The sequence below is a fragment of the Deinococcus sp. QL22 genome (assembly GCF_023370075.1).
Lineage (GTDB): Bacteria > Deinococcota > Deinococci > Deinococcales > Deinococcaceae > Deinococcus.
In genome coordinates this window covers 1,456,324-1,480,739 of the sequence record NZ_CP097149.1, presented here as the reverse complement: position 1 = coordinate 1,480,739, position 24,416 = coordinate 1,456,324, and the positions used below count along the sequence as shown (strand labels likewise).

Annotated in this window: 21 protein-coding genes; 9 read left to right on the top strand and 12 right to left on the bottom strand. The window is 63.6% G+C overall.

All coding sequences use genetic code 11. The features are described from left to right. Positions 1–24 precede the first annotated feature (24 nt). The gene (locus tag M1R55_RS07155) at positions 25–1,860 is read right to left on the bottom strand and encodes an ABC transporter ATP-binding protein (protein ID WP_249393988.1); all 1,836 of its coding nucleotides are present in this window, start codon (positions 1,858–1,860) and stop codon (positions 25–27) included. Between the two features lie 103 nt (positions 1,861–1,963). After that, on the bottom strand, positions 1,964–3,778 hold the full coding sequence (locus M1R55_RS07150) for an ABC transporter ATP-binding protein (protein WP_249393987.1): 1,815 nt from the start codon (positions 3,776–3,778) through the stop codon (positions 1,964–1,966). Between the two features lie 112 nt (positions 3,779–3,890). Here M1R55_RS07150 and M1R55_RS07145 point away from each other — a divergent pair, with 112 nt between their 5' ends. Together M1R55_RS07145 and M1R55_RS07140 are read left to right on the top strand one after the other, a co-directional pair. Continuing rightward, entirely contained in the window at positions 3,891–4,253 is a 363-nt protein-coding gene (locus tag M1R55_RS07145) for a DUF3006 domain-containing protein (RefSeq protein WP_249393986.1), read from the top strand. Then, complete coding sequence (locus M1R55_RS07140; RefSeq protein ID WP_249393985.1) at positions 4,250–5,275, top strand: ComEC/Rec2 family competence protein; 1,026 nt, start codon at positions 4,250–4,252, stop codon at positions 5,273–5,275. Before M1R55_RS07145 ends, M1R55_RS07140 begins: the two co-directional genes overlap by 4 nt. A gap of 127 nt (positions 5,276–5,402) precedes the next feature. Here the strand turns inward: M1R55_RS07140 and M1R55_RS07135 are convergent, their stop codons facing one another. From M1R55_RS07135 to pyrE, 6 genes are all read right to left on the bottom strand, one after another. Next, on the bottom strand, positions 5,403–6,863 hold the full coding sequence (locus M1R55_RS07135; protein ID WP_249393984.1) for a xylulokinase: 1,461 nt from the start codon (positions 6,861–6,863) through the stop codon (positions 5,403–5,405). Between the two features lie 139 nt (positions 6,864–7,002). Beyond that, positions 7,003–7,827 carry an ATP-binding cassette domain-containing protein gene (locus M1R55_RS07130; protein WP_249393983.1) on the bottom strand — a complete coding sequence of 275 codons (825 nt, stop codon included), beginning with the start codon at positions 7,825–7,827 and terminating at the stop codon, positions 7,003–7,005. 4 nt (positions 7,828–7,831) lie between these two features. After that, positions 7,832–8,812, bottom strand: a complete 981-nt coding sequence (locus tag M1R55_RS07125; protein WP_249393982.1) for an ABC transporter permease — start codon at positions 8,810–8,812, stop codon at positions 7,832–7,834. Positions 8,813–9,020: 208 nt separating this feature from the next. After that, the gene (locus M1R55_RS07120; RefSeq protein WP_249393981.1) at positions 9,021–10,034 is read right to left on the bottom strand and encodes a sugar ABC transporter substrate-binding protein; all 1,014 of its coding nucleotides are present in this window, start codon (positions 10,032–10,034) and stop codon (positions 9,021–9,023) included. Positions 10,035–10,087: 53 nt separating this feature from the next. Further along, positions 10,088–11,119: a LacI family DNA-binding transcriptional regulator gene (locus M1R55_RS07115; RefSeq protein ID WP_249393980.1), complete on the bottom strand. Its 1,032-nt coding sequence runs from the start codon at positions 11,117–11,119 to the stop codon at positions 10,088–10,090. Between the two features lie 642 nt (positions 11,120–11,761). Beyond that, positions 11,762–12,334: an orotate phosphoribosyltransferase gene (gene pyrE, locus M1R55_RS07110; protein ID WP_136366464.1), complete on the bottom strand. Its 573-nt coding sequence runs from the start codon at positions 12,332–12,334 to the stop codon at positions 11,762–11,764. Positions 12,335–12,384: 50 nt separating this feature from the next. Here pyrE and M1R55_RS07105 point away from each other — a divergent pair, with 50 nt between their 5' ends. The 3 genes from M1R55_RS07105 (at position 12,385) to M1R55_RS07095 (ending at position 14,560) form a co-directional block, all read left to right on the top strand. Then, positions 12,385–12,591: an XRE family transcriptional regulator gene (locus tag M1R55_RS07105; RefSeq protein WP_249393979.1), complete on the top strand. Its 207-nt coding sequence runs from the start codon at positions 12,385–12,387 to the stop codon at positions 12,589–12,591. A gap of 100 nt (positions 12,592–12,691) precedes the next feature. After that, positions 12,692–13,432 (top strand): RNase H family protein, encoded by a 741-nt coding sequence (locus tag M1R55_RS07100; RefSeq protein WP_249393978.1) that lies wholly within the window; start codon positions 12,692–12,694, stop codon positions 13,430–13,432. Between the two features lie 270 nt (positions 13,433–13,702). Further along, positions 13,703–14,560 carry a 4-(cytidine 5'-diphospho)-2-C-methyl-D-erythritol kinase gene (locus M1R55_RS07095; protein WP_249393977.1) on the top strand — a complete coding sequence of 286 codons (858 nt, stop codon included), beginning with the start codon at positions 13,703–13,705 and terminating at the stop codon, positions 14,558–14,560. A 59-nt stretch (positions 14,561–14,619) separates the two neighbouring features. Here M1R55_RS07095 and M1R55_RS07090 read toward each other — a convergent pair whose 3' ends face one another. The 3 genes from M1R55_RS07090 to M1R55_RS07080 form a co-directional block, all read right to left on the bottom strand. Further along, positions 14,620–16,419 (bottom strand): copper amine oxidase N-terminal domain-containing protein, encoded by a 1,800-nt coding sequence (locus M1R55_RS07090; protein WP_249393976.1) that lies wholly within the window; start codon positions 16,417–16,419, stop codon positions 14,620–14,622. 533 nt (positions 16,420–16,952) lie between these two features. Then, positions 16,953–19,076, bottom strand: coding sequence for a hypothetical protein (locus tag M1R55_RS07085; RefSeq protein WP_249393975.1), 2,124 nt, complete (start codon positions 19,074–19,076; stop codon positions 16,953–16,955). A 26-nt stretch (positions 19,077–19,102) separates the two neighbouring features. After that, on the bottom strand, positions 19,103–19,699 hold the full coding sequence (locus M1R55_RS07080) for a glycerol-3-phosphate acyltransferase (protein WP_249393974.1): 597 nt from the start codon (positions 19,697–19,699) through the stop codon (positions 19,103–19,105). Between the two features lie 197 nt (positions 19,700–19,896). Between M1R55_RS07080 and M1R55_RS07075 the strand changes: the two genes are divergently transcribed. Next, positions 19,897–20,775: an acyltransferase gene (locus tag M1R55_RS07075; protein WP_249393973.1), complete on the top strand. Its 879-nt coding sequence runs from the start codon at positions 19,897–19,899 to the stop codon at positions 20,773–20,775. Between the two features lie 266 nt (positions 20,776–21,041). Here M1R55_RS07075 and M1R55_RS07070 read toward each other — a convergent pair whose 3' ends face one another. Continuing rightward, entirely contained in the window at positions 21,042–22,148 is a 1,107-nt protein-coding gene (locus M1R55_RS07070) for an acyl-ACP desaturase (RefSeq protein ID WP_249393972.1), read from the bottom strand. A 204-nt stretch (positions 22,149–22,352) separates the two neighbouring features. Between M1R55_RS07070 and M1R55_RS07065 the strand changes: the two genes are divergently transcribed. The 3 genes from M1R55_RS07065 (at position 22,353) to M1R55_RS07055 (ending at position 24,398) form a co-directional block, all read left to right on the top strand. Next, the gene (locus M1R55_RS07065; protein ID WP_249393971.1) at positions 22,353–22,808 is read left to right on the top strand and encodes a peroxiredoxin; all 456 of its coding nucleotides are present in this window, start codon (positions 22,353–22,355) and stop codon (positions 22,806–22,808) included. A 3-nt stretch (positions 22,809–22,811) separates the two neighbouring features. Beyond that, positions 22,812–23,801 carry a ParA family protein gene (locus M1R55_RS07060; protein ID WP_249393970.1) on the top strand — a complete coding sequence of 330 codons (990 nt, stop codon included), beginning with the start codon at positions 22,812–22,814 and terminating at the stop codon, positions 23,799–23,801. Between the two features lie 429 nt (positions 23,802–24,230). Then, the gene (locus M1R55_RS07055) at positions 24,231–24,398 is read left to right on the top strand and encodes a hypothetical protein (protein WP_249393969.1); all 168 of its coding nucleotides are present in this window, start codon (positions 24,231–24,233) and stop codon (positions 24,396–24,398) included. Positions 24,399–24,416: the final 18 nt, after the last annotated feature.

Genomic DNA, 24,416 nt, shown 5'->3' with positions numbered 1-24,416 from the left:
GTCTGTTTTTGTCTGCGTCAACATTTACGCGGCCTCTCCCCCATCTTCCGCCCACAGCGCCCGCATTTCTTCGCTGCGTTCCAGCAGTTCGGCCAGCGTGCCCTCATCAGTAATGCGTCCGCCTTCCAGCAGCACGATTCGGTCGGCGCGCGTCAGGGCGGCGCGGCGGTGAGACACCACCAAACAAGTCGCGTCGGTTTCGGCAAACAGGCCGTCCCAGAGTACGGCTTCGGTGCGGGCGTCCAGGGCGCTGCTCACGTCGTCAAAGACCAGCAGATCGGCGTCGCGGGCCAGCATCCGGGCCACCGCCGCCCGCTGCACCTGCCCGCCGCTGAGTTTGACGCCGCGTGCGCCCACCGGCGTATCCAGCCCGCTGCTCAACTGCTGCACGTCGGGTTCCAGCACAGCCAACCGCACGGCGCGGCTCAGGCGATCCGGGGCGCTGCCACTCAGCACGTTTTCGCGCAGGCTGTCGCTGAACAGGTTGGGAATCTGGGCAGTGTAGGCGCTGCGGGGCGGCACCAGAAACGAAGCGGGGTCTTCTACAGGTTGCCCGTTCCAGCGCACCGTGCCCGAATCGGTGGGAATCAGGCCCAGCAGCGCCCGCAACAGCGTTGTTTTGCCGCTGCCGATGCGCCCCGTGACCACCACGAATTCACCGCGCCGCACGCTGAAGCTGGCGTCTCGCAGGCCCATGCCGCTGGGGTGCAGGGCGGTCAGGCCGTCCACACGCAGTTCCTCTAGCGGCTGAGCCTCGGCCGTTCCAGCGGCGGGCAAGGGGGTCAGTTCCGGCGGATCGGCGTGCAGGTACACCGGATGATGCTGCACGGTCTGGTCACGCGGGGCGTCTTGCAGCAGGCGGTTCATGCGGTCATAGCTGACCCCGGTGCGGCGGTGGCGGGCAATCGCGTCGCCAAAAAAGCCCATGCTTCCGGTCAGGCGCGGCAGCAGCCCAATAAATAGTACGAAGTCGGCCACGTCCAGCGCCCCACCGCGAATCTTGTTGGCCCCCAGCAGCAGCACCAGCCCCACGGCAATATTGACCATGTTGGTATTCACGCCCCGGATCAGTTCGGTCAGCAGCACGTCGCGCAGGGCGGCAGACCGGCGAACCTCGCCCAATTTGACGAGGTGAGACACCATCTGGCCTTCACGGGCGGCCAGCTTGACGGCGCTCACGGCCCCGAAGGTTTCCCCGATAAAGTCGGTCACGCGGCCTGTGGCCTCGCGCATGCGGCGGCGGTAACTGCGAATAATGGGCGAGAGGCGCTGCACGAACACCACCATCAGCAGCAGCGGGGCGCATACCAGCAGCGTAATCAGGGGGTCTATCTGGGCCATCAGGGTAATGGCGATCACCGAAAAGGCCACGAAGCCCCAGCCGTCCACCCAGACCTCGGTGTATCCGGCCACATCGTCCACATCGTCGCGGAAGCGGGTCACGGCCTCAGCGGGCGTGTCGGGCAGGCGGCGGGCGCGGCGGGCGGTCAGCAGGTAGCCCAGCATGTTGCGCCTCACGAGGGCGTCCAGCGTGTACCACAGTTCTATCCAGGCCCGGAAAGCCCCATAAAAAATCCCGAATCGGCTGACCCGCACGAAGGCGAACCATCCCACTGCCACCCACGCCGCCGCAATCAGGGGTTCAATGTTTCCGGTGGTGGACGTGCCAGCCAGCCGCAGTTTATCGGCGGCTTCCAGTTGCCGGAACACCCCACTGACCGCCAACGTCAGCAGCGCGGGCGAGGCGTGAACCATGCCCCACATCAACAGATTGAAGGCGAACAGAACTGGACGGTACACGAACAGGCGCTTGGAGAGAGCAAAGGTTTTGTCGGAAATGGACTGGGGGGCGGTGGTCATGGGTGGTAACTCCGGAAGAAAGTGGATCTTGGAATGTGGAACGTGGACAGGGCAACAGCTGGAACTTCGGACGTGAGGGTGGGCAACCCACGATCTGCGCCCCTCACGCCAGCACCCCTTCCCCTTCCGCCCCGACCCCAGCCCGCAGCAGCCCGGCGTAATGGCTGCGCGGGTTGGCAGCCAGCAGTTCGCGGGGGCCGTCTTCCAGCACCTGGCCGTCGCCCAAGACCAGAATCCGGTCAGCGCGCGCCACCGTATCCAGTCGGTGGGCAATCACGATGGCGGTGCGGCCACTCAGCAGGCGGGTCATGGCGGCGGTCAGCAGGCCTTCGGTGGCTGGATCAAGGCGGCTGCTGGGTTCGTCCAGAATGATCAGGGCGGGGTCTTGCAGCATCACGCGGGCAAAGGCCAACAGTTGCGCCTCGCCTGCCGAGAGACTTCCTGCGGGCAGGGGCGTCTGCACCCCCTGTTCCAGTCGGGCCAACCACGCGCTCAGGCCCACTTCATGCAGCGCGGCCTCTACGCGCTCGTCGGGCAGCGTGTCGTCAAAAAAGGTGAGATTGTCGCGCACGCTGGCCTGAAACAGCTGTACGTCCTGCGTCACCACCGCCACACGGGAGCGCAGGCTGCTGAGCTTGAGATCGCGGGTGTCGAGGCCGCCGAGTTGCACACTGCCACTGGTGGGATCGTAGAGGCGCGACACGAGGCGCGTGAGGGTGGTTTTGCCGCTGCCTGTGCGCCCCAGCAGGCCAAGGGTCTGTCCGGCTGGCAGAGAGAAGGAAACGCCGTGCAGCACGCCACGCACCGTAGAGTCGGTGGGATCGTAGCTGAAATCCACGTCTCTAAAGGCCAAGGGCAACGCTCCCGCCGGAAGCTCGCGCACGCCTTCGGGCAGTCCGGAGCGCAGGGCCAACAGTTCGCCCACCCGGAACAGACTGGCCCCAGCCTTCTGCAAATCCTGAAGCTGCTGCGTCAGCTGATCAATGGGTTCTTCGATCATGTTCATGTACTGGTACAGCAAAAAGGCCGTGCCCAGCGAGATCGCGCCCGCCGCGTACAGCCCTACCGCCGAGACCAGAATCGCCACGTATCCGGCGGCAAACAGCGCCATGCTGAGTTGCCACACCACGCTGCGCCGCCGCCAGGAAAAGGTGCTGCGTCCAAAATACTCGCGCTGCACCTGCAAATATCTGTTCAGGTGATGCTGACCCGCACCCAACGAGCGCACGTCGTCCAGCCCCGCCAGCCGTTCTTCTATGAAGCCGAACAGTTTGGCGCTGCTTTCGCGCTCCAGCCGGGTGGGTTCCACGCCCGCCTTGCGCACCCGGTTCATGGCGATCAGCGTGATAACCACAAAACTGGTGATGCCCAGCCCGATCCACACGTTCTCGCGGTAAAACATGACGATTGCGCCGATCAGCAGCAACGCAGCCCCGAACACCCGCACGGCGAACTGGGAGAAAAAGTTGCTGAGCGCAGTCACGTCGCCGTCTATGCGCTCGATCATTTCGCCGGGAGTGCGTTCCTTGTGCTCGTGCATGTCCAGCGAGAGCAGGTGCGCCATCAGGTCGGCCCGCAGGCGATTGGTGGCCCGCCAGCCCACGCGTGCGCCCACGTAGGTCGCGCTGGCCGTCAGCAGTTGCACACCCACCGCCACGCCGATATACACGCCTGCCAGCCACGCCAACTGTGCCACCGGAGCCGACGCGCCCAGCTTGGCTCCGTCTACAAATTGCCGCAGAAGTTGAGGCAAAATCAGGTTCAGGCCCGTCGCCGTAAACAGCAGCACGGCCAGCAGCAATACGCGCCACCACAACGGCCCCAGGTAGATTCGCAGCACGGCCAGTGCCCCCGATCTGGGCGGCGGAGAAGCAGATTTGGAGTCAGTGGAGTCAGAAGGGGGCGTGGCGGCGGTCATAGGGTCAGGGTAGGGCGCGGGCGGGGGCGGGCGCATCCGCCGAGTGGCGCAGTGGGGGGCCAAGAGGGGGCACAACGGCCTTAATCGTTGCTCCACGCGGTACGCTGTACACGTGAAGGATGAGCCGAAAGCCGAGCAGGAACAGAATCCGGCCCCCCCCAGCGCCTCCCCCGGTGCAAGTGTGTGGGCAGGCGAACGCTGGACAGTAGACGGAATCGAGGACACGCCGACTGGCCGCATGGCCCGCGTGGAATTGCCGTCGGGCCGCACGGTGGACATCTTGCTCTCATCGCTGCCCGGCGGCGTGCAGGAGGGCGATATTTTGGGGATTCAGGACGGCCCGGACGGCGCGGTAGCCCATATTCTGAAGGAAGAAACGCAGGCGCGGCGGGCCGAAGGTGGGGCTGAACTGGACGCCCGGAATGCACGCGGCGCGACCTTAGCTGTGAATGCAGACGGAGAAATTACGCTATGAGTCCCTCCAAAGACAAGGAATCTGGGAAAAAGCCAGCGGCGAAAAAAGCCCCCGTCAGCAAGAAGGCGGCTCCCAAAGCTGCTTCGACAGGCAAAAGGGCGCGCAGCACCGCCAAAACGGGCAAGAGCCGGGGCCGTCCGACTTCTTCAGACTTGTTGGGTCTGTTGGTGTTGGGGCTGACTGCCAGTCTTGCGGCGTGCGCGGGCGGCGGCCTGTTTGGGGGCGGCACCACGACCACCACACCCGACACCACCAAAACACCTGCCGGACAGGTCACGATCCGCTTTCTGGACGTGGGGCAGGGCGACGCCGTACTCATTCGCAGTCCTGAAGGCAAAACACTGCTATACGACGGGGGCCGCAGCGCCGAGCGGATGCGCGAGCATATGGAGACCTACGGCATCACCAAGATTGACCTGATGATCGCCAGTCACGGCGACGCCGACCATATTGCGGGCCTGGTTCCTGCCGCCGAAGCCAAGCCCACGCTGTTTATCAACAACGGCATTCCGGCCACCACCCAGACCTGGAAGCGCCTTGTAGACGGCCTCGAAGCCGCCGGCACCAAATTTCAGAAGGCGGGCGATCAGGTGATCAATCTGGGCAGCGTGAAGGTGCGCGTGATTGACCCGCCCGCTGGCATGGGCAAAGACCAGAACGAAAACAGCATCGGCATTCGCCTGGATTTCGGCAATTTTCATGCCCTGATGACGGGCGACAGCGAGAAGCCCGAAACGCAGGCCTGGCTGGAAGAAGACCGCCCGGAAATCAAGGGTCCGTTTCAGCTGTACAAGAGCATTCATCACGGCGCGGCCAACGGCGACCATCCGGCGTGGCTGGCGCAGGTGCGGCCCGAAAATGTAGTCATCGGCGTGGGAGACAACAATTACGGCCACCCGACCAAAACGGCGCTGGATTTGTACAAGCAAAACGGCATCCGCATCTACCGCACCGACCAGAACGGCACGGTGACCTTTACAGGCAGCAGCGACGGAACGTATACGGTGACGACGGATCGGTGAAGGTGACGGAGCAAGGGGCGGGGCGTCTGTACTACTGGCCTAACCCCCCCCATTGCTCCGCAATGCCCCCCTCAAGGGGAGGGAAGAGTGTTGGGGCGAGTTCTTAGACCCTTAGACCGTCCACCCCTCAGACTGCCCGGTACGCCGCCCGAAACGCCCGGTGCCGCTCTGCCGAAATCCGGCCCACCTGCGGCACGATAACGGCGGTGACCTGTGGGCGCGTGGGCGGCCTTTCGACCCCAATTCCTGCCCACGCCAGCCGCGCCGCACCCAGCACCGAGGCTCCCGGCGTGGCGACGGCGCGCAGTTCTCGTCCCAGGCAATCGGCCAGCAGTTGCCGCCACCAGGGGTCTACCGTGCCGCCGCCGGCCAACAACAGCGCTTGCCCCGGCAACAGCGGCAGCAGTTCGGCGGCCTGCGCGATGGACAGGGCGACCCCCTCAAAGGCGGCGCGGGCCATATGGCGGTGATCATGGGCGGCGTTCAGGCCCACCCAGGCGGCGCGGGCGTGGGGATCAAGGTGCGGCGTCCGGTCTCCGGTCAGGTAGGGCAAAAAGGTGGGCAGCGGGTCGGCGTCTATTTCCTGCGCCGCCGCGTAAAATTCGGGCCAGGTCAGGCGCAGGGTTCGGCGTGCCCATTCCAGCACCAGGCCCGCATTTTGAATGGCCGCCAGCGTGTAGCACCCCGCACCCTCGGCCTCGCGGAACACGTGCAGGCTGGAATGCGCGGCAGGCAACATGGCGGCCCTTACCACCACCTGAGCGCCCGTGCCCACCGTCAGTTGGGCTTCGCCGGGCAGCAGGCCACTGCCGTACAGGGCGGCGGCGGTGTCAGCGGCTCCGGTCACGATGGGAATTCCTGTGAGCAAGCCCAGTTCGGCGGCCACTGGAGCCAGAAGCGTTCCCGCCACCGCATTCGAGGGCAGCACGGGTGGCAGCAGCGCTGGATTCAGGCCCAGCTTCTCCAATATTTCTCCCGACCAGGCCTGCGCCGTCAGGTCGTACAGCAGCGTGCCTGACGCGTCCGATGGGTCAGTGGCAACTTCTCCGGTCAGGTAAAGCCGCAGCCAGTCTTTGGGTTGCAATGCCCAGCGTGCCGTCTGATAGTGAGCTGGCTCGTGCTGCCTCAGCCACAGCAGGGTTGGCCCCGCCATGCCCGCTACAGGCGGGTTGCCCAGCCGCGCCAGCAGCGAAGGGTCAAGAGCCGAAAAGGAGGCCAGTTCTGCCGCGCTGCGCGTATCCGACCACAGCACGGCGGGGCGCAGGGATTGGCCACCCGCATCCACCAAGACCACGCCGTGCATCTGTCCACTTAAACCGAGGGCCTGCACCCGCGCCGGGTCTAGGCCCTCCAGCACCTCCTGCACGGCCCCGACCACCCCGGCCCACCACGCCGCCGGGTCGGTTTCGGCCCAGCCCGGATGCACCGACAGCGCCGGGTAAGCACGGCTGGCCTGCCGCACCAATTCGCCGCCTGCGGTCACCAAACCGACTTTCACGCTGCCGGTGCCCAGATCGAGGGCCAGGGCCAATCCTTCGGGGGAAGCATGGGCCGGGTCGAACGGGTGGGCCGGATGGCTAAGCGTCATGGTTCTATTCTGGCTGCCGCGCCCAGGCACAGGCCCGCAGAGCCAGAGTGCTGTCTACACGCGCTGACCTACATGCAGGCAGGCCCGCCGCTGATTCACGGTGGGCCTGAGTTCAGAACCAATCACTTACGGGACAACTTCAGTGGGCCAGCATCTCCGCGCTCAGTTGTTCCGGCTTCAGCGCCCCGGTCATCACCGACACCGTGTCGGCCATGCTGATTTTTTTGGGATTGAGGAGGGCGGCCCGCTGCCCCATGCGGTGAACGTGAATCCGGTCGGCAATCTCGAAGACGTGGGGCATGTTGTGGCTGATCAGAATGACGGGCAGGCCGCCGTCGCGCACTTTTCGGATCAGGTCAAGCACCATGTTGCCTTCGCGCACGCCGAGGGCCGCAGTAGGTTCATCCATGATGACCACATGCCGCGCAAAAGCCGCGCTGCGGGCCACCGCCACGCCCTGCCGCTGCCCGCCCGACAGGGTTTCTACGGGCTGACTCATACTCTTGATGGCAAATTGCAGCCCCTGCATATGCCGCACCGCTTCCTCGTGCATCTTCTTTTTATCGATGATCCGCAGCAGTTTGGCAATCGGCCCCGGCCTCAGGATTTCGCGGCCCAGAAAGAGGTTCTCGGCAATGGTCATGGCCGGAGCCACCGCCAGATCCTGGTAGACCGTTTCGATGCCCTGCCGCCGGGCATCAATCGGGCTGCGGAACGAAACGAGTTGGCCGTCCAGGAAAATCTGCCCTTCATCGGGAACCACTGCGCCCGACAAAGCTTTGATCATGCTGCTTTTGCCCGCGCCGTTGTCGCCAATAACGGCCAGAATCTCGCCGGGTCGCAGTTCAAAATCGGCCCCGTTGATGGCGGTCACCTGGCCGTACCGCTTGACCAGACCGCGTGCTTCCATCACCAGCGGCACGCCGGGAGTCGGGGCCGCACCGGAAATCGCTTGAAGGGTCATGAAATTACGCCTTCCTTCTGGAGAATTGGTCGGTGGCGACGGCCAGAATAATCAGCACACCCGTGATGAGAATCTGGTACACGCTGTTGACGCCGCTGAGGGTGAGGCCCACCCGGAACACGCCCACGATCAGCGCCCCCAGAAAAGTGCCCAGTACGTTGCCGCGCCCACCGAACAGGCTGGTGCCGCCCAGCACGACGGCGGTGATGCTTTCCAGGTTTTCGGTCTGTCCGGCGTTGGGATCGCCTGCACCGACCCGGCCCACCAGAATCAGGGCGGCAATGCCGTACAGCAGACCCGCCACCGCATACACACTGATCAGGAGCCGCGTGGTGGGAATCCCGCTCAGGCGCACGGCTTCGGGGTTGTTGCCCACCGCGTACACATGACGGCCCGGCGCAGTCTGGGTCAGGAAAAACCAGGCCACACCAAACAGCATCAGCATCAGCACTGCGCCGTAAGTAAAGGGCGTGCCCAGAACATTGAAGGTCTGGCCCAAAAAGTTGAGCGCGGGGGGCAAATCGGTAACGGTCTGGGCGTTGGAATAGATCTGGGTGGCCGCAAATACAATGCCGTACATGCCCAGCGTGGCTATAAACGGCGGCAGCCTGAGCCGGGTAATCAGTACGCCGTTCAGCGCTCCGATGGCGGTGGTAATTGCCAACCCGCAGAGAATTGCCACGATGGGCGGCATTCCCAGTTCTACGGCAAATTTGGTCATGACCACGCTGCCCAGCGCCATAATCACGCCGCAACTCAGGTCGATGCCCGAAGTCAGAATAATCAGCGTTTGGCCGATGGCGATGACCGCCACGAAAGAAATCTGTTTGAGAACCAAAGACAGCGTGGTGGCCGTCAGGAAACGGTCGGACTGCGTGGCAAAAAAGATGCAGGCCAGCAGCAAGGCCAGCAGCGGCCCCAGCGTAGTGAGGCTGGGCAACGCCGGACGTTTGGCAGGGGGCGGAGCAGTAGCAGGCTGGGTCATGACAGGAACCTCTGAGGCAAAAGGAATAGGAAGGGGGAAGCCAGCCCAGCGCAGTGGCTGTGTCGGCTTCCTTCTGGGTGGCGAGCGGAAGGCGTTAGGGGTTGAGGTTGGGACGGGCCTCAGGGGCTAGGGTCTGAGGGGTCAGGGTCTGAGGGGCTAAGAAGGGCGAGGTGAATCGCTTGCGCTCATTCTTTCCCCTCTGGCCCGCTTACTTGCCCCAGCAGTTGGCGAGGCCGAAGGTGGTGTTGCTGCTCTTGACGCCGGCCTGCGCCTTGTTGGTGACCAGCGTCACGCCCGTGTCGGTGTAGCCGCTGACTTTCTTGCCGGTTTTGGCATAGTTCACGCCTGCGGCGACGCCCATAGAGGCCATCTTGAGGGGGTACTGCTGGCTGGTGGCCGCAATGACGCCGCTGACCACGTTCCGCACGCCCGCGCAGCCGCCGTCGACCGACACGATCAGCACGTCTTTTTCACGCCCGATGGCTTTGAGGGCCTGGTACGCACCAGCAGCGGCGGGTTCATTGATGGTGTACACGAGGTTGATGTTGGGGTTGCGCTGGAGGCAGTTTTCCATAGCGGTCTGTCCCTTGGCCTGATCCCCGAAAGAATCCTGAGCGCAGGACACGCCCGTGTTCACCTGATTTTTGGTGGTGGCGCTGATACCCGCCGTGCCGAATCCAGCAAGGAAGCCGTTGTGGCGGGCAATGCCCACCGGGTGGCCGGGGAACAGGTCGAGTGCGGCGATCACAGCTTTCTTGTTGCCCATCGCTTTTTTGGCCCACTGCCCGATCAGGACGCCTGCCTGATAGTTGTTGGTGGCAAACAGCGCGTCTACGGCGGTGGTGGGTTCGGTGGGGCTGTCGAGCGCGATGACCATCACGCCAGCGGCGCGGGCTTTGGCAATGGCGGGCACGATAGCTTTGGCGTCGCTGGGCGTAATCAGGATGGTTTTGGCTCCGGCAGCCACCATGTTTTCAATCGCGGTCACCTGTCCGGCGTTGTCACCGTCTGCCTTGCCCGCGCCCGTCAGCAGCTTGGCCCCGAGGCGGGTGGCTTCCTTCTGCGCGCCCTCTTTCATCTTCACGAAAAAGGGGTTGGTTTCGGTTTTGGTAATCAGGCCGATGATGGGCTGGGCGCTGCTCTGGGCAAGCGCGACACTCACGGCGGTAGTGGCAGACAGGGCGAGGGTGGCGACAACGGCAGCAATCTTGGAGTGACGCATGGTGGTTCTCCTATGGGGTGAAAGAAGGCGGGAGCCGGGGGCAGACAGAACAACTAAGCGGTTGGAACGCAAACGGGCGGAGCCGTGGATTGCCGTAAAATTAGTTCGGTGGGCAGTTGCACGCGGGCCGGAGAGGCGCGGGCGCGGCCCGCTTGGATGTGGCCGAGTTGAGCAATCAGGTGGTCGCAGGCCAGCACGCCGAGGTCGTAAGCGGGCTGCGCCACCACCGTCAGGGGCGGGGTCATGGTCTGTGCCCAGCGGGAGTCGTCGAAGCCAACGATAGACAGGTCTCCGGGAATGTTCAGGCCCAGTTCGCGGGCGGCCAGCACTGCGCCCACCGTCATTTCGTTGTTGCCCACAAACAGGGCGGTGGGGCGCAGGTGGGCGGGCAAGCTCAGCAGGCGCATCGCCGCTTTCCGTCCATCTTGTTCGCGGTGTTCTCCGGGGAGCACCAGGTCGGGGTGGTACGCAACGCCCGACTCTTCCAGCATTTGCCGAAATCCGGTGTGGCGCTCTACGGCGGTGCTGATGTCCAGCTTGCCCACGATCATGCCGATGCGCGTGTGGCCGAGGCCGATCAGGTGCTTGGTGGCCGCCCGCGCCCCGCCGATATTGTCTACCGTCACCGTGGTCACGCCCGGATTGCCCGTGACCCGGTCAAGTTCCACGATGGGCAAATTGGGAACGAGTTTCAGGTTTTCGCGGGTGTGGGGAGTGGGCACCACGATCAGGCCCTGCGGCAAATGCCCACGCAAGGTATCCAGAGCCCGGCGCTCTTTGCCCGCATCTTCGTCGGTATTGAACAGGAAGGCCGTGTAACCGTGACGGTCTGCGGCGTCCTGCACGCCTTTGGCCAGCGTGGCATGAAAGTGGTTCAAGATATCGGTCACGATGACGCCGATGGTGCGCGTTTCGCGTTGGCGCAGGCTGCGGGCCAGCATATTAGGCTGGTAACCCAGTTGTTGCGCGGCGTGTAGCACACGTTCGCGGGTAGGCTGGGCGACCATATCCGGGCGACTAAGCGCACGGGACGCAGTAGCCGCAGAGACATTGGCAAGGGTGGCGACATCTTGAATGCTTGACATTGCAATCGATTACACCTTTATAGATGAATTTTATTCTGTGGGCCGCTGCCAGACGAGAAGCGGTGCTTGCAAACGATTACATTAGGACAAAGAGAGTGTGCGCCATTTGTTAACTGCCTGTCAACCTTCATGAAGGCCGCGTCTTTGGTGTGGGATGAACCCAGATAAGCAGTAAAGTCAAACATTGGAACCTGGAAAGCCGCATCAGGACAGCAAAAAACCGTACCCAACTTTCAGGCACGGCAGAGCAGGTAAATTTTTGTACTGAGTTGAGGCCGGGGCAGGAGGTCAATCATGGCGCTCTCTCGCCTGCGGAGCTTTGCAAGCCAAGGGTGAGGAGCTGCAAATAGAAACCCCGTCCCTGCCCTATCCGTGTGAGGTCGTCGTCCACGCGATGGGCGGGCCGATTCCAGCGTTAAGACAACTGGCAATTTCGCCTCAGACGAACGGTTTAGCCGAGTGTGAACGCGACAAGATCAATCCTGCCGAGCGCAGCGCTGCCCCCCTACCCGGTGGGGGACTTGCAAAGCTGCGGAACAGAGGGAGTTGGGGGCGGGGCAAAACGTGGGAGCCGACCAAGAAGTTGGGATCAAAGCTGTCGCAAGGAGCGAAGGCCACAGCTCAAACCTTCTCTACAAAGCCCTAAATCTCCTGCAAGGGCCGCTCCGCCAACCAGTCCGGCACGTCGGCTGGGGCGTAGGTGTCGAAGGTCAGGCGGGTGAGGGCGATCAGCGGATAACCTTCCAGCGGGCCGTCTTCCTTGCGGCGATCCACGATGCAGGCAATGCCGACGCAGCGCCCGCCCGCCGCTTCGGTGGCGCGAACGGCTTTCAGAACGCTACCGCCTGTGGTCAGCACGTCTTCTACGGCCACAAACGGTTCACCGGGCGAAAGGGTAAAGGCCTCGCGGATTTTCATGGCGTTGCTGCCGCCTTCCATCTGCACTTTTTCCGAAAAAATGGCGCGGCCCCCGGTATGGCGGGCCACTTCGTAGGCCAGCACTACGCCGCCCATCGCGGGGCCGACGACCAACCGCGCCCCGATGTGGGCCTCACGCAGCTTTTCGGCGATGGCCTGCCCAATCCGCTCGGTCAGGTGGGGATACTGCAAGACCGTGGTGGACTGCAAAAACTTGGGTGAATGGCGACCAGAGGCGAGCAAAAAATGCCCCTCGTGGTAAGCGCCCGCTTCCTTGTACAGCGCGAGTACATCCATGATGAAAGCAGTATCGCATTCCCGGCGGGTCAGGTACGGCAAGATAGTTTATGGACACTCCCGGCACACCCACTGCACCCCCCCACGCCATCGGTGTGCGCCGCCGGTTGTTGGGTATTCCGCTGAATACGATGGCTCAGGAAGCAGGCCTGTCGCCCGAACTCCTGGCGGCGGTAGAGCGCAACGAATACGATCCGCGCAGCCTGCATTTGCAAGCCCAACGCGTGCTTGGGCGTGTGTTAGACCTCAGCCTTTAAGCTTAGAGGTAATGCGGGCGGCGCATACCATCTGGCTGCGCCACACGCTCTAAAATTTGTGTTCTGACCAATCTTTTCTCACTTCAAAAGGACAACCCTGATGAACCATGCGTTCGTGGATGCCAGTTGGCACGAATTACCTGACGGGCGCGGCTTGGGCGGCTGGGGCCTGGTGCTGCTGAGGCCCGGCAATTTGCCTTCGCGCTTTCAGGGGCAACTGGAGGCGCCCGACAACAACGCCGCCGAACTGCGTGCGGTACTGGAAGCCCTGCGGCACGCCCCAGACGGCCAGCCCCTCAGCGTGCATACCGACAACGAAGCCGTCATTGCGTCGGTGGCGCGGGGACGAGGGCCGCAGCTGCTGGCCGACGCTGCCCGTGAGGTGCAGGACGAGGCCGAAGCGCGGGGCATTGGGCTGCGGGTGGATTACGTGACCCGCACGCGGCGGCACATGCTGGACGCCCACCATCTCGCCAACGACGCCCGGCGCGGCCTGAACACGCCGGGGCTGGATTCGCCGCACGCCGATGTGCTGATAGAACAGCGCCACAGCGTGCCCGAAGCCCGCGTGAGCCTGCGCCGGGGCAGCGAGCGCGTGACCGCCCACGTGAACCTCGATCCTCTGTCGGATGTACCGCCCAGCGCACAGGCGTTGTTGGCCGCCGTGACGTTGGCCCTGCCGGGGGAAACCCTGCTGGTACGCCGCGCCAGCAAAATCGCGCAGGCACTTTGGCAACGACCTGAGCGGGCGCTGTTGGTGGGCGCACATGCCCAGTTGACGCAGGCACGGCAGGCGGCTGACGGGCAAGGGGTGTTGGTGCAGTTTCAGGGTGTGGGCTAAGCGGCGGTTTGGGGGGCTTGGTCTAAAGGTCTAGGGTCTGAGAATCTAGGAAGGCAATCGCTGACGCATCCTCCCTCCCTGTGCTTCGCAGCTTTGCGAGTCCCCAGCCCTCGCCCCTCTCCTAAATCTCCAGAGCGGAGGGGGCTGGGGGTAAGGCAAAACGTGAGAGCAGACCAAAATCCCCTCCCAATCCCAACTTCCATCCCTCATGAAGTAACCCCCCTAACCTGCCCCTCACACCTCCCGCCCCGGTATGGAATGCTGCCCCTGATGACCCAACTCGTCCCCACCCGCACCCAACCCACCACCTATTTCGCCCCGGCGAAGGTGAATCTGGGCCTCAGTGTGCGCGGGCTGCGGCAGGGCGGTTACCACGAACTCCATACCATCATGGTGCCGCTGAACGTGGGTGATGACATTGAGATTCAGCCTGCGCCCACGCTGGCACTGGCGGTAGAAGGCACAGACCTGCCCACCGATGCCAGAAACCTGGTGTTCCGGGCGGCCCGCGCCTACCTGGATGCAGCGGGCCTGGACACGGGCGTGCAGATCACGCTGACCAAACGGCTGCCCCTCGCTTCGGGCCTGGGCGGCGGCAGCAGCGACGCGGCCACCACCCTCATGGCGTTGGCGCGGCTCTTTCCGGCAGGCGTAGATTTGCCTGCACTGGCGCTGAAACTGGGGGCCGATGTGCCGTTTTTTCTGATCGGACAGGCGGCCATCGCCGAGGGCGTGGGCGAAATCCTGACGCCGCTGCCTGTGCCGCGTGTGCCGCTGGTACTGGTCAATCCGGGCGTAGAAGTCAGTGCTGCCGACGCCTACCGCTGGCTGGACGATGAAGAAGAATTCTCGCCCGCGCTGGATGTGGAGGCCATTCTGGACGCCCTGACCACCGGACGCCCCGTGCCTTACCTGAACGCCCTGCAACCCCATGTGGCCCTGCGCCACCCCCCGGTTCGGGAAGCCCTGACGCTGCTGGCCGAAGCTGGCCTGCGCTCTCCGCTGATGAGCGGCTCAGGCAGCACTTGTTTTGCACTGGCCGCCACCGACGATCAGGCGCACGACGCGGCGCGGGCCATTGCGCGGGTAAAACCGGGGTGGTGGGTGCAGGCGACGGGAACGCTGTAAGCGGAACGTGGATCGTGGTTTGGCGCTTGCCCCACGATCCACACTCCACGATCAGTTCCCTAGGGCTGATACGTCTTGATAATCCCCCCAAACCCGCTCTGAAACTTGGTCTTGTAAAACACCAGACTGATCGGCAGATTGCTGCCGCTGGCGGGCACAAAATCAATATTCAGGCGGTCTGTCTGGGCACGCCACAGCATCACAGGTTGGTTGGGCGACAGGGCCGTTCCCGTGCGCGGCATCTTGATGGTCTGCACCAGCGGGCCATCGGTCACGTTCATGGCTCCCCGGTACAGGCCTCCGCGTGGGCTGAGGGCCACCGCCGTGCCCGCCGCACCGTTGACTTCCAAATCGTATAGCACGCCGTAATTTCCCATCAGGCGCACCGATTGGCCAGTCAGTTTATCAGTTCCGGTAATGGCGGGGTCGACCATGCCGTCGCCAATGACGATTCGGGCGGGGAGGCTGGTCAGGTTCACGCGCAGGGTTCGCACCGCGTCGGGAAACGTGCCGCGCACATGGCGGCCATCGGTAGGCAAATACGGGAGTTGCTGCACGAGTTGGCCGCTGACCGGCAGGCCGTCTTCCAGCATCAGGAAGGTCAGTTCCACGCGGCCTGTGGTCACCACGTCCTGCATCAGGTTTACGCCGCTGCCCATGCCCAGCGTGGGGCTGGCATACACGGCGGCGCTCTGGCCGGGGGCCAGCGTAAGGGTCTGGCTGCCCGTGTAGGCAAAGTAATCCAGCAGCGTGACCTGCCCCAGAATGCCCTCGATGCGGGTCGGCGCGGTTTCGCCCAGGCGCTCAGTTCTCACCTCTACCTGGCGGTTTTCGGTGTTACGGGCCAGCACGTACAGACGGGCGGGTTTGTTCAGCGCATTCAGGTGGTACGCCAGCAGGCGGGCGCGTCCGGCCACACTGTCCTGGTACAGCACGCCGCTCTGGGTGGGCGCTTCGGGGCTGTCGCTGAATAGGAGCGGAATGCTGGGGCCGTCCACGACCTGCGGCGTCACTGCCGGGTAATTCAGCACCGCCGGATCAGGGAAAGCCTCACCGGGGTCGGCATATTTCAGGGCGTAGGTCAGAGGCGAATCTATGGGCAGCCCCTCGACCCGGATGGTGCGCGTAAACGGCGTGCTTTGCAGCCCCCGCGCATTGGCGACCTGCAGGCCTACCGTGTACGTTCCGGGCTGAAAGTACACGTCCTGCCGCCCCGTCCAGCGCCGCGAAACGATATCGGAGCCGTCTGGGTCGAAGGGATAATCGGTGAAGATGACCCGTTCGCCGGGCGCGTACACGTTCTTGTCAGTGGAAAAACGGGCCTGCGGGGCCAGCGGATTGCCGCCGTCACGCAGGGCGGTCAGGGTCAGCGTGCGGCCCGAATCGTCCACGCTCATGTTAGCGTTCAGGGCGTCGGCAATCAGGCGGGCAGTGACATACAGCGTGCCCGCCGCGCTCACTACGTTGCCTTCGGGCTGAGGTTGCCCCGCCAGCGCCGCCGAATTGGTACGGGTGTCGATGACCAATTTGCCCAGTTGCAGTTGCCCTGTTCCTATCTGTCCAGTCCCGATAATCAGTGGTTGGCCCAGCAGCGCCGCCGTTTCGCGCAGGGGCAGCATGGTGCGCCCCCCGATCAGGCGCGGAGCATTGACCAGTTTGGTGCCTTCACCGTTCAGGTACGCGGCGGTCTGGTCGGTGGTCACGGTCAGCTGCGCGGCTCCCACCGAGGCGGCAAAAGCCGGGGCAAAGGCAGGCAAGGCCAGCGGCGCAAGTGAGAGGGCCAGCGCGGCCAGCACAGAACGGGTTCGTCGGCGGTGTGGCAAGAGAAACGGAAGGAAAGGCAGAGTAACCACAGGCATCACGCGAGTATGCCCGCCCAAGCTGATCTGTATCTGCCGAGGTGTCCCGGTTGCACCCGCTAACTGGGGAAACTATGAAGGGGGCGATTGGGAGCGTAACCGGATACAGGCTTGAGATTCGCCGTTGACTTGGGTTCGGCATAAAGGAAACACAAAGTAAAGGTTGAGCTTCTTGCAGAGCTCTTTGATCAGGAGTCTGCTTCCCATCCTCGCCACAGCACTCTCTTTCGCCTATTACTCATAGAATTCAGGCCAAAATATAAACAAATCCCATCAGGCCAAGGAGAGCCAGGATTCCCAACGCGATCAGAGTTTTTCCAACAGTTTGTTCACGTTGGCTTTTCTTGTGGCCTCCTAAAGTCCATACAGCGGCCCCTATAATGAGCAGAAGAAGTGCCAGCGTAGCCAGAGTTGAAAAACCCATGAGTCCCCAATACAGCACTCCTGCGTTCCGCTTGCTCCCGCCCTACATTTTTCTTATCGCCATAACCAGATGCTTACGGTGTTCCCTCCACTCTCGCACCCGCCGCTCCTCAGCGCTCCGCCCGTTCCCTGCGTGTACTGCGGGCGTGGCGCAGTTCAATCAGGGCGAATACCAAGGTATTGAGGGCATACACGCCGATCAGGACAGCCAGCAGCAGATTGCGGGTCGTAATTTGGGCCGGGTCGAGCAGTTGGGCGTAGGCGATGAGGCCAGTGAGGGGAGCCAAAGCCGCCAGCGTTGCCCCCCACGCCAGCAGCAGCACGCCGCCCCACGCACCTTCCAGCAGGGCCGCGCCGGGCAGCAGCAGCGCCAGCACGCGGTAAACGGCGGGGCGGCGCAGGCGGGCGTCGGTGGCGGCGCGGGGAATCAGGAGGGTAAAGGCGATGGCGGCCAAGAGGGCCAGCGCCCCCAGCAGGGCCGCGCCGAGGCGGGCGCTCTGGCCGGGAGCATCGCTCAGGAGGGCCAACGGCTGAGCAAGGTCGCGGCGCAGGGTCACGCTGAGGTCGCCGCTGACCGCGCGGGCCAGACTGCGCTGGTCGGGGTAACACAGGCGGGGCTGGCCGGGGCGGTACTGCTGCTGAAACGCCGTGCCGGGTGTGCCGGGATTCAGGCCCAGATTGAAGGCGGCGGCGGCCAGATCAGGCCGGATCGCCAGCGCCGCGCGGTAGCTTTCGCGGGATTGGGGCACGTCGCCGCGCTGGGCCGCAATGACGCCGAGGTTGTTCAGGGCGCAGGCATCTGGGCCAGCGCCAGCCGTCTGGGCACGGGTGTCCTGAGCTCGGGTGTACTGGGCGCGGGCCACGCTGTCGTCTCCGTCCAGTTGGGCAGACAGGCCCGCCAGGAGTGCCGCGTCGGGGCTGGGGCGAAGATTCAGGTCGCTCAGGCGGGCCGTGACCCAGCCGCCGCCATACGTGCCCGATGTCAGGGCCGCCGCCCGAAGGCCCTGCCCGGTGTGATTCGTCCATTGCCAGCCGCCCACCGCCGCCACCAGCCCCAGGGCCAGCGTGACCAGCACCAGCCGTTCCCCGAACGACGCATAAGCCAGCGTGTTGCGCCGCGCCCGCGACAACGGACGGCGCAGCACGGAACGCCAGCGCCCCCCCAACGGGCGGGTATCTTCGCCCTGAACCCGCCACGCCCGGGCCACCAGCGCCGCAAAGGAAGCCGCCAACGCCAGCAGCAGGGCCAGCGTGACCAGGCGGGCTGCGTCGCGCACCTGCCCGGTGCCGTCTGGCCCCAGGTTGTACAGTGTGCCCGCCCGCAGCGTGCGGGTAAATTGCCGCCATTCCTCGGCCTCGCCGCCGCGCCCCTGGGCTTCCAACAGGTCGGCGTACCGCAGGTACAGGGCCGGGCCGCCCTCGAACCGGGGATGCAGTTCTCGCAGGTAGGCCAGCCACGCGCCCACCCGCGTCAGGCGGTTCTGGGCCAGCAGCGTCCCCACGTAGCCGCTGGGATTGCCGTAGGCGCTCAGGGTGGCCCGGCTCACGCTGATTTCGGGGTCGAAACCGCGCTCGGCAGCGTCACGCTTGGCGCGGTCAAGGGCCAGATTTGCCGCCGCTGGAAAGCCTGCACTGTCCAGCCGGGCCGCCAGCATCACCCACGCCGGAAACGGCATCTGGGCACTCAGGGCACGCCGCACCGCACTAAGAGCCGAAAACGTGTCGCCCTGAATGTTGGCCAGGTTGGCCTGACGCAGCGCGGTAAAGGGGTTGGTGGGGTCTTGTGCGCCCGCCTGCGCCAGTTGGGCCTGAGGTACGGCGTCGGCGGCGCGGGCCAGCCAACCCGTAATTTCGGGATTGGGCGGCGGCACCACCCGCTCCTGAACAGGTGCGCCCTGTGCAGCGTCGCCCAGGGTAAAGCGCTCGGTGTAGCCGTCGCCCTGCGTGGTCACGCGCACGGTGCCGCTGCTGGCATCCAGCGATGTGACCATGCCGGGAAGGTCTACGCGGGCCTGCACGGTGCTGTCGGCGTTCAGCACATACACCTGTGGCCCCACACCGAGGTAGGTCAGGTTGCCCACGTTCAGCGGCCCGGTCAGGTCGCCCAGCGCCGCCGGATAGGTGCGCTGCCACAGCAGGCGCGGCCCGTCTTCGTAGCGCAGAGTTCGGCCTTCCAGCACGGCGTCGGCTCCGGCCAGAGCGGGCAGGGTCAGGAGGGCAAACAGGCCAGACAAACAAACGAGTTGTGAACGGCTTCGGCTCACGCTTTGGTCTCGCTGCTCGTGGCTCCGCCGGGACGTACAGGCGGCGCAATCATCAGGTGAACCGTGCGGATGGTCATGGCCGCCGCGCCTGCCAGCAATTCGGGCAGGCCGCCGTACCGCAGCGCCAGCAGCACGCCCAGCGGCAGCACGATCACGGTGGCAAAGGGCACGGCATTCAGTTTCAGGCGCTGTTGCAGGGTGGCCTTGTACAGCGGCATGATGACCAGTCCCATGCCCACGATACCCAGAATGGTCACCGGAGCCACCGCCAGGAGCGCGCCCATAAACGGCCCGATGCCCACGCCCCCCCGAAAGCCGAAAAAGACCGGGTAGCAGTGCCCCAGCACCACGAAAAATGCAGCGACCGCCGTCCATTCGGGGGCCACCAACTGGGTCAGCCACACGGCGGCCAGCCCCTTCGCCGTATCGGCCAGTGTGACGGCGATGCCTGCCCAGCGCCCATATTGCCGCACTGTGCCGCTTCCGCCCGGCAGGTCTCGGTCACGGATGTCCTGGCCGAGGGCGCGTGAATAGAGGATGCCCGCCACCAACGATCCCAGCAGATAGGCGAAGGCGGCAATGAGGACGGGCATAACGCCCCCATTCTAGGGCAAGGGCACGGCACAGCACCGATTCAAAGTGAGCTGATCCGAAGCGGGCCGATCCACGCCAGCGCCCCATTCGGCCAACCCCTTGCCCCCTGGGCGTGCCCCACTGGGTGACGGCTTTGTGCAGAGAAGGTCTAAGCACTCCTACTTCTTAAACTGGTTTGCGCGGTACAGTGGCTGGCGTGACGTGGCTCAAGCCGGTAAACATCGAATCGAACGCGCAGGACACGTTCAACGCCTTCATTGCAGATTTGGAGGCAAGGCTGGCCGACCCCGCCACCGAGCGCCCGGTGCTGGCCCGCGAGGTTCTGGCGCAGGCCATGTACGGGCGCGAGTACGGGCAACTGGCCGCCGACGCGCCGCTGGCCGCCCTGAATCTGGATTCGCGCAACATGACCTTCGAGGCCGAGTACTACATGGCGACAGACACGGCCAAATTCGAGGCCGTGAAGCCTTTGCTGTGGCTCTGGAAGAACCTCGATCTGACGCCTATCGGGCAGAATCCAGTGCTGGGCATTCCGGTGCGGCGGGTGCTGGCGGGCCATATCTTTAAGCGCGTGGGCCGCGACTTCAAGTGCTGGCAAAACGTGGAATTCAGCGTGGGCTACAACATGGACGTGGGCGACGATGTGGTCGTTCACCGCCATGTGCTGCTCGACGATATTGGCGGCATAGAGCTGCACGATGGAGCTTCGGTCAGCGATTACGTGAATATTTACAGCCACACCCACAGCGTGCTGGACGGCCCCGACGTGACCCTGCGCCGCACCGTCATCGGGCGGGGGGCGCGGATTACCTACCATTCCACCGTTCTGGCGGGCAGCATTGTCAGCGACGACGCGATGCTCGCCACCCACGCCCTCCTCCGGGCCGATATTCCGCCGCACGGGATTGCTATGGGCGTGCCCGCCAAAGTCACGCGCTTTAAGGTGCGCCCAGACGGGCAGGAGTACGGCGTAGATGCCCGCATTTATCCCCGTGAAGCCGGACGCAAGGCCAATCCTCAGTTTCCAGAGCCGACGCCGAACCAGACGCGGGTGCCGGGAGAAAAGGACGTCTAAGGGTCGAGGAAGGGCACGGCTACTCAAATTTTGGTCTTTCTTCGTTTCTCGCTCTGCTCGGTAAAACCAAAGCTTGACTGCGAGGGACTTAGCAGCGGTATAGACGCAGGCCCTTAAACCAGCCCCTATCCCCCGCTCTTACCCCCAGCCCGATGCCGGAGATTTGGGCGGGCGGTGAGGGGAGTGGAACGGAGAGACTGCAAAAAAAATGGCCCGCGAACTCTGCCGCAGGCCATCCCTTCTGTTCTTTTCTCCGACAAGCCCGATCAGTCGTCGGCGGCCTGCCCGTCATCGGTGGAGGCCGACTTGGGCACGGCGGGATTGGCGATAAAGGTGGTCGGATCGTACAGGTCGAAGCCGATGCCCTTCTCGTATTCCTCGATCTTCACGTGCAGGCGCTTCACGTCGCCTTCCACCTGGCCGTAATCGAAGGTGTCCCAGATAGCGGTGGTGCCGAAGTTGCCGCCCTCGAAATCGGGAACCTCACGGGTTTTGCGAATCCCTTCTTCCAGCGATTTGCGGCTCTCAATGCCGAGGTTGCGGAAGGCCACCTGCATCACGTCGCGGTTGAAATCGCGGGGGCCGTAGATGCCTGCGCGGTACACGGTTTCCGAGAACTCGCGCCAGTCGGGGATCAGGGTGGCGGCGGGCATGGAGAACATACCGATCACGTTGCGGATCGCTTCCAGGGTGCGCTCCGGGTAGTAGTACAGGTACATCCGTGCGCCTTCGAGGAAGAAGTTATAGTGCGCGGCCTCGTCTACGGCGATGGTCTGAGCGACTTTCGCCAGCACGGGGTCAACGATGCCTTTCAGGTGCGGCTTGTCGCTCTTGCCCTGCGCGATTTTCATCATGTTCAGGTAGTTCAGCTGGGTGGCCCGCTCCTGAAACACGGTGTACACGAGGTTGTGAATAGCGTCGGGAAAGGGCAGTTCCCAGGTCTGGGACTTCAGGCGGTGCTTATAGTCCTCGATCCACGCAGGAGTCCGCTGGCCGCTGAACAGCACCGCGTTTTCCCAGGCATCGGCGTGCTTTTCTTCCTCACTGCCCCAGCGCATCTGAAAGTGGCTGCGGCCATGCGAGCGCCTGACCAGATGAATCAGGCTGGAGGTGAAGTCGGGCGCGTACTGCTCCACGGCAAAAAAGCCCTGAATGACCGTGATGAGTTCGGGGGGCAGGTTCTGGTTCATGGCACGCCAGTCGAAGCTCCGGTCGGCGTTCCAGTTGCGGGTTTCCTGGCTGCGGGCGGTATACCAGCGGTACAGGCCAAGGAAGCCACGTTCGATCAGGCGGTCTTTTTCAGCATTGCTGAGCATCCCGGCAGGCGTGCGCGGGCGGTCATTCAGCATATTGGGGGGCATAACTTCAGCCATCGGTGATCCTCCTGCGCCGTCTTCCGGGGAATCGATACATCTTGGGGACGGTACTGGCCCAGCCTAAGCCAAAGGCACGCACTGAACGGGGAAATGGGACGCAGTTCAAAGCAAGAATGCATACTCTTCAGGTGGCATGAAGGCGTACCGCAGAAGGCAGATTCCCGCACAACGCCCATGCCGCCGCCCGCTAGACTCTGGCGCATGAGCCTGCTTGGACAACCTGCCCCCGATTTCACCCTGCCGTCGTCGGTGGGCGACCCCGTGACCCTCAGCAGCTACCGGGGTCAAAAGCACGTGGTACTGGTGTTTTATCCGCTGGACTTCAGCCCGGTCTGCTCCATGCAACTGCCGGAATACAGCGGGCGGCAAGATGATTTTGCCGATGCCGGAGCCGTGATTCTGGGCGTGAACCGTGACAGCGTGCATGCCCACCGCGCCTGGGCCGCCGAATACGGTATAGAAGTGCCGCTGCTGGCCGATATGACGCTGACGGTGGCCCGCCTGTACGGCGTGGCAATCGACGAACGCGGCATCAGCACCCGCGCCGTGTTTCTGATCGACAAAGAGGGCGTGGTGCGTTTTGAGCACGTAGAAAAAGCCACCGGAGACTACACGGTGCGCCCCGAAGTGGTGCTGAACCAGATCAAAGCCCTGTAATTGATGACCAAAGTTCTGAGTTTCATCTATCTGAAAGGCGGCGTTGCCAAGACTACCACTGCCGTCATGCTGGCCGATACGCTGGCGATCATGGGGCAAAAGCGTGTGCTGGTGCTTGACCTAGATCCGCAGACCAACGCAACTTTGGCCCTGATCGGAGAGGAGCGCTGGATGCGGGCCGACGACGCGGGGCAAACGCTGGCGCACCTGTTTCTGGATCAGGTGAACGGCACGGCCATTTTTGACCCGGCCCGCGCCGTGATTCGGGGGGCCAGCAACCTGAATCTGATCAAGCACGAGATGATCGATCAATTGCCCGATGACGTGCAGTATGGGCGTGTTGATCTGCCGCCCAGTTCCATTCGCCTGATCGACGTACAAGACCGGATGCAGGACATCAGCACCCGCAGCCACTACGCCGTCAGCCCGATGGAAGTGGTCAGGAAGTTCATCGCGCCGCTGTTTTCGGCCTACGACTACGTGCTGATCGATTGCCCGCCCAATCTGGGTTTCGTGACCCTGAACGGCCTGGAAGTCAGCGACCATTACCTGATTCCCACCATCCCAGACCGCATGAGTACCTACGGCGTGCCGCAAATTGTGAACCGGGTGGCCGACGTGAAGGCCAAGAGGGGCCTGAAGATCAGCTGTCTGGGCGTGATCATTACCAAGTACCAGAGCAACAGCAGCACGCAAAAGCGCGGGCTGGAGCGTCTACCTGCCGATCTGGAAACCGCCTTCGCGCCACATGGGGAACCCACGCCGCCCATCCTGAACACCCGCCTGCCCCAAACCAACGCGCTGGCCGAAGCCGTCATTTATGAGCGCCCAGTTTCCAACTACCGAGAGAAGTACGGCACCGGGCAGGTGGGCGGGCGGGCAGCCTACAAGTACGGCCCCGATCTGGCCGACGAAATCGAGGATTTACTCCGGTTCAACGACTTGCAAGACAGTTTGGATCAGGCCCTATCCCCCCCCATCGCCAGGTCTTGAACCGCGCCATCTTCACTTCCAGAGAGGCACCGGAAGGGTATGCTCGGTCTACCTGCTCCCCTCGTCTCAAAGGGGACTTTATGAAACGTCCGGTCTATAGGGTGGTTTCGCTGCTTGGATTGTGTGTCTTGTTAGGCGCTGCATCGGCTCAAACACCTCTGCTGAAGCAGTGGGCCAGCGCTGTGGTCACACGCAGTTCTGAATATGGGGCCGACAGTTGGGGGCCAAGCAAGCATTGGTCGAACCCAACACCATGGCTTACGGATACAACGCGACCGCGTGGGCTGCCGCCACAAAAAATGGCGTGACCCAGTCGCTTACGGTCAGTTTTAAGGAGCCGGTCTATGCCAGCGCCGTGCTGGTGCGCCACACCTACGGCGTTTTGTTCGGAAAATCTTTGCCATCGACACGCAGGGCAAGATCTATCAGGTGTGGGCCGGAAAGGACAACACACAGCCCAACTACACCGTCAATTTTATCGCCACCTTTCCCAAAACCGCCTACCTCGTGAAGTCGGTGAAAGTCGTGATTGATCCGAACCACAACATGGGAACCTACGAGGAAATTGACGCTGTACAACTGCACGGGGTGAAGTAGCGCCTGCTGTCAACATGG

Coding starts and splice junctions, on each gene's coding strand:
- M1R55_RS07155 (WP_249393988.1), bottom strand. CDS start 1,860: ATGACCACCGCCCCCCAGTCCATTTCCGACAAAACCTTTGCTCTCTCC.
- M1R55_RS07150 (WP_249393987.1), bottom strand. CDS start 3,778: ATGACCGCCGCCACGCCCCCTTCTGACTCCACTGACTCCAAATCTGCT.
- M1R55_RS07140 (WP_249393985.1), top strand. CDS start 4,250: ATGAGTCCCTCCAAAGACAAGGAATCTGGGAAAAAGCCAGCGGCGAAA.
- M1R55_RS07135 (WP_249393984.1), bottom strand. CDS start 6,863: ATGACGCTTAGCCATCCGGCCCACCCGTTCGACCCGGCCCATGCTTCC.
- M1R55_RS07130 (WP_249393983.1), bottom strand. CDS start 7,827: ATGACCCTTCAAGCGATTTCCGGTGCGGCCCCGACTCCCGGCGTGCCG.
- M1R55_RS07125 (WP_249393982.1), bottom strand. CDS start 8,812: ATGACCCAGCCTGCTACTGCTCCGCCCCCTGCCAAACGTCCGGCGTTG.
- M1R55_RS07120 (WP_249393981.1), bottom strand. CDS start 10,034: ATGCGTCACTCCAAGATTGCTGCCGTTGTCGCCACCCTCGCCCTGTCT.
- M1R55_RS07115 (WP_249393980.1), bottom strand. CDS start 11,119: ATGTCAAGCATTCAAGATGTCGCCACCCTTGCCAATGTCTCTGCGGCT.
- pyrE (WP_136366464.1), bottom strand. CDS start 12,334: ATGGATGTACTCGCGCTGTACAAGGAAGCGGGCGCTTACCACGAGGGG.
- M1R55_RS07105 (WP_249393979.1), top strand. CDS start 12,385: ATGGACACTCCCGGCACACCCACTGCACCCCCCCACGCCATCGGTGTG.
- M1R55_RS07100 (WP_249393978.1), top strand. CDS start 12,692: ATGAACCATGCGTTCGTGGATGCCAGTTGGCACGAATTACCTGACGGG.
- M1R55_RS07095 (WP_249393977.1), top strand. CDS start 13,703: ATGACCCAACTCGTCCCCACCCGCACCCAACCCACCACCTATTTCGCC.
- M1R55_RS07090 (WP_249393976.1), bottom strand. CDS start 16,419: ATGCCTGTGGTTACTCTGCCTTTCCTTCCGTTTCTCTTGCCACACCGC.
- M1R55_RS07080 (WP_249393974.1), bottom strand. CDS start 19,699: ATGCCCGTCCTCATTGCCGCCTTCGCCTATCTGCTGGGATCGTTGGTG.
- M1R55_RS07070 (WP_249393972.1), bottom strand. CDS start 22,148: ATGGCTGAAGTTATGCCCCCCAATATGCTGAATGACCGCCCGCGCACG.
- M1R55_RS07065 (WP_249393971.1), top strand. CDS start 22,353: ATGAGCCTGCTTGGACAACCTGCCCCCGATTTCACCCTGCCGTCGTCG.
- M1R55_RS07060 (WP_249393970.1), top strand. CDS start 22,812: ATGACCAAAGTTCTGAGTTTCATCTATCTGAAAGGCGGCGTTGCCAAG.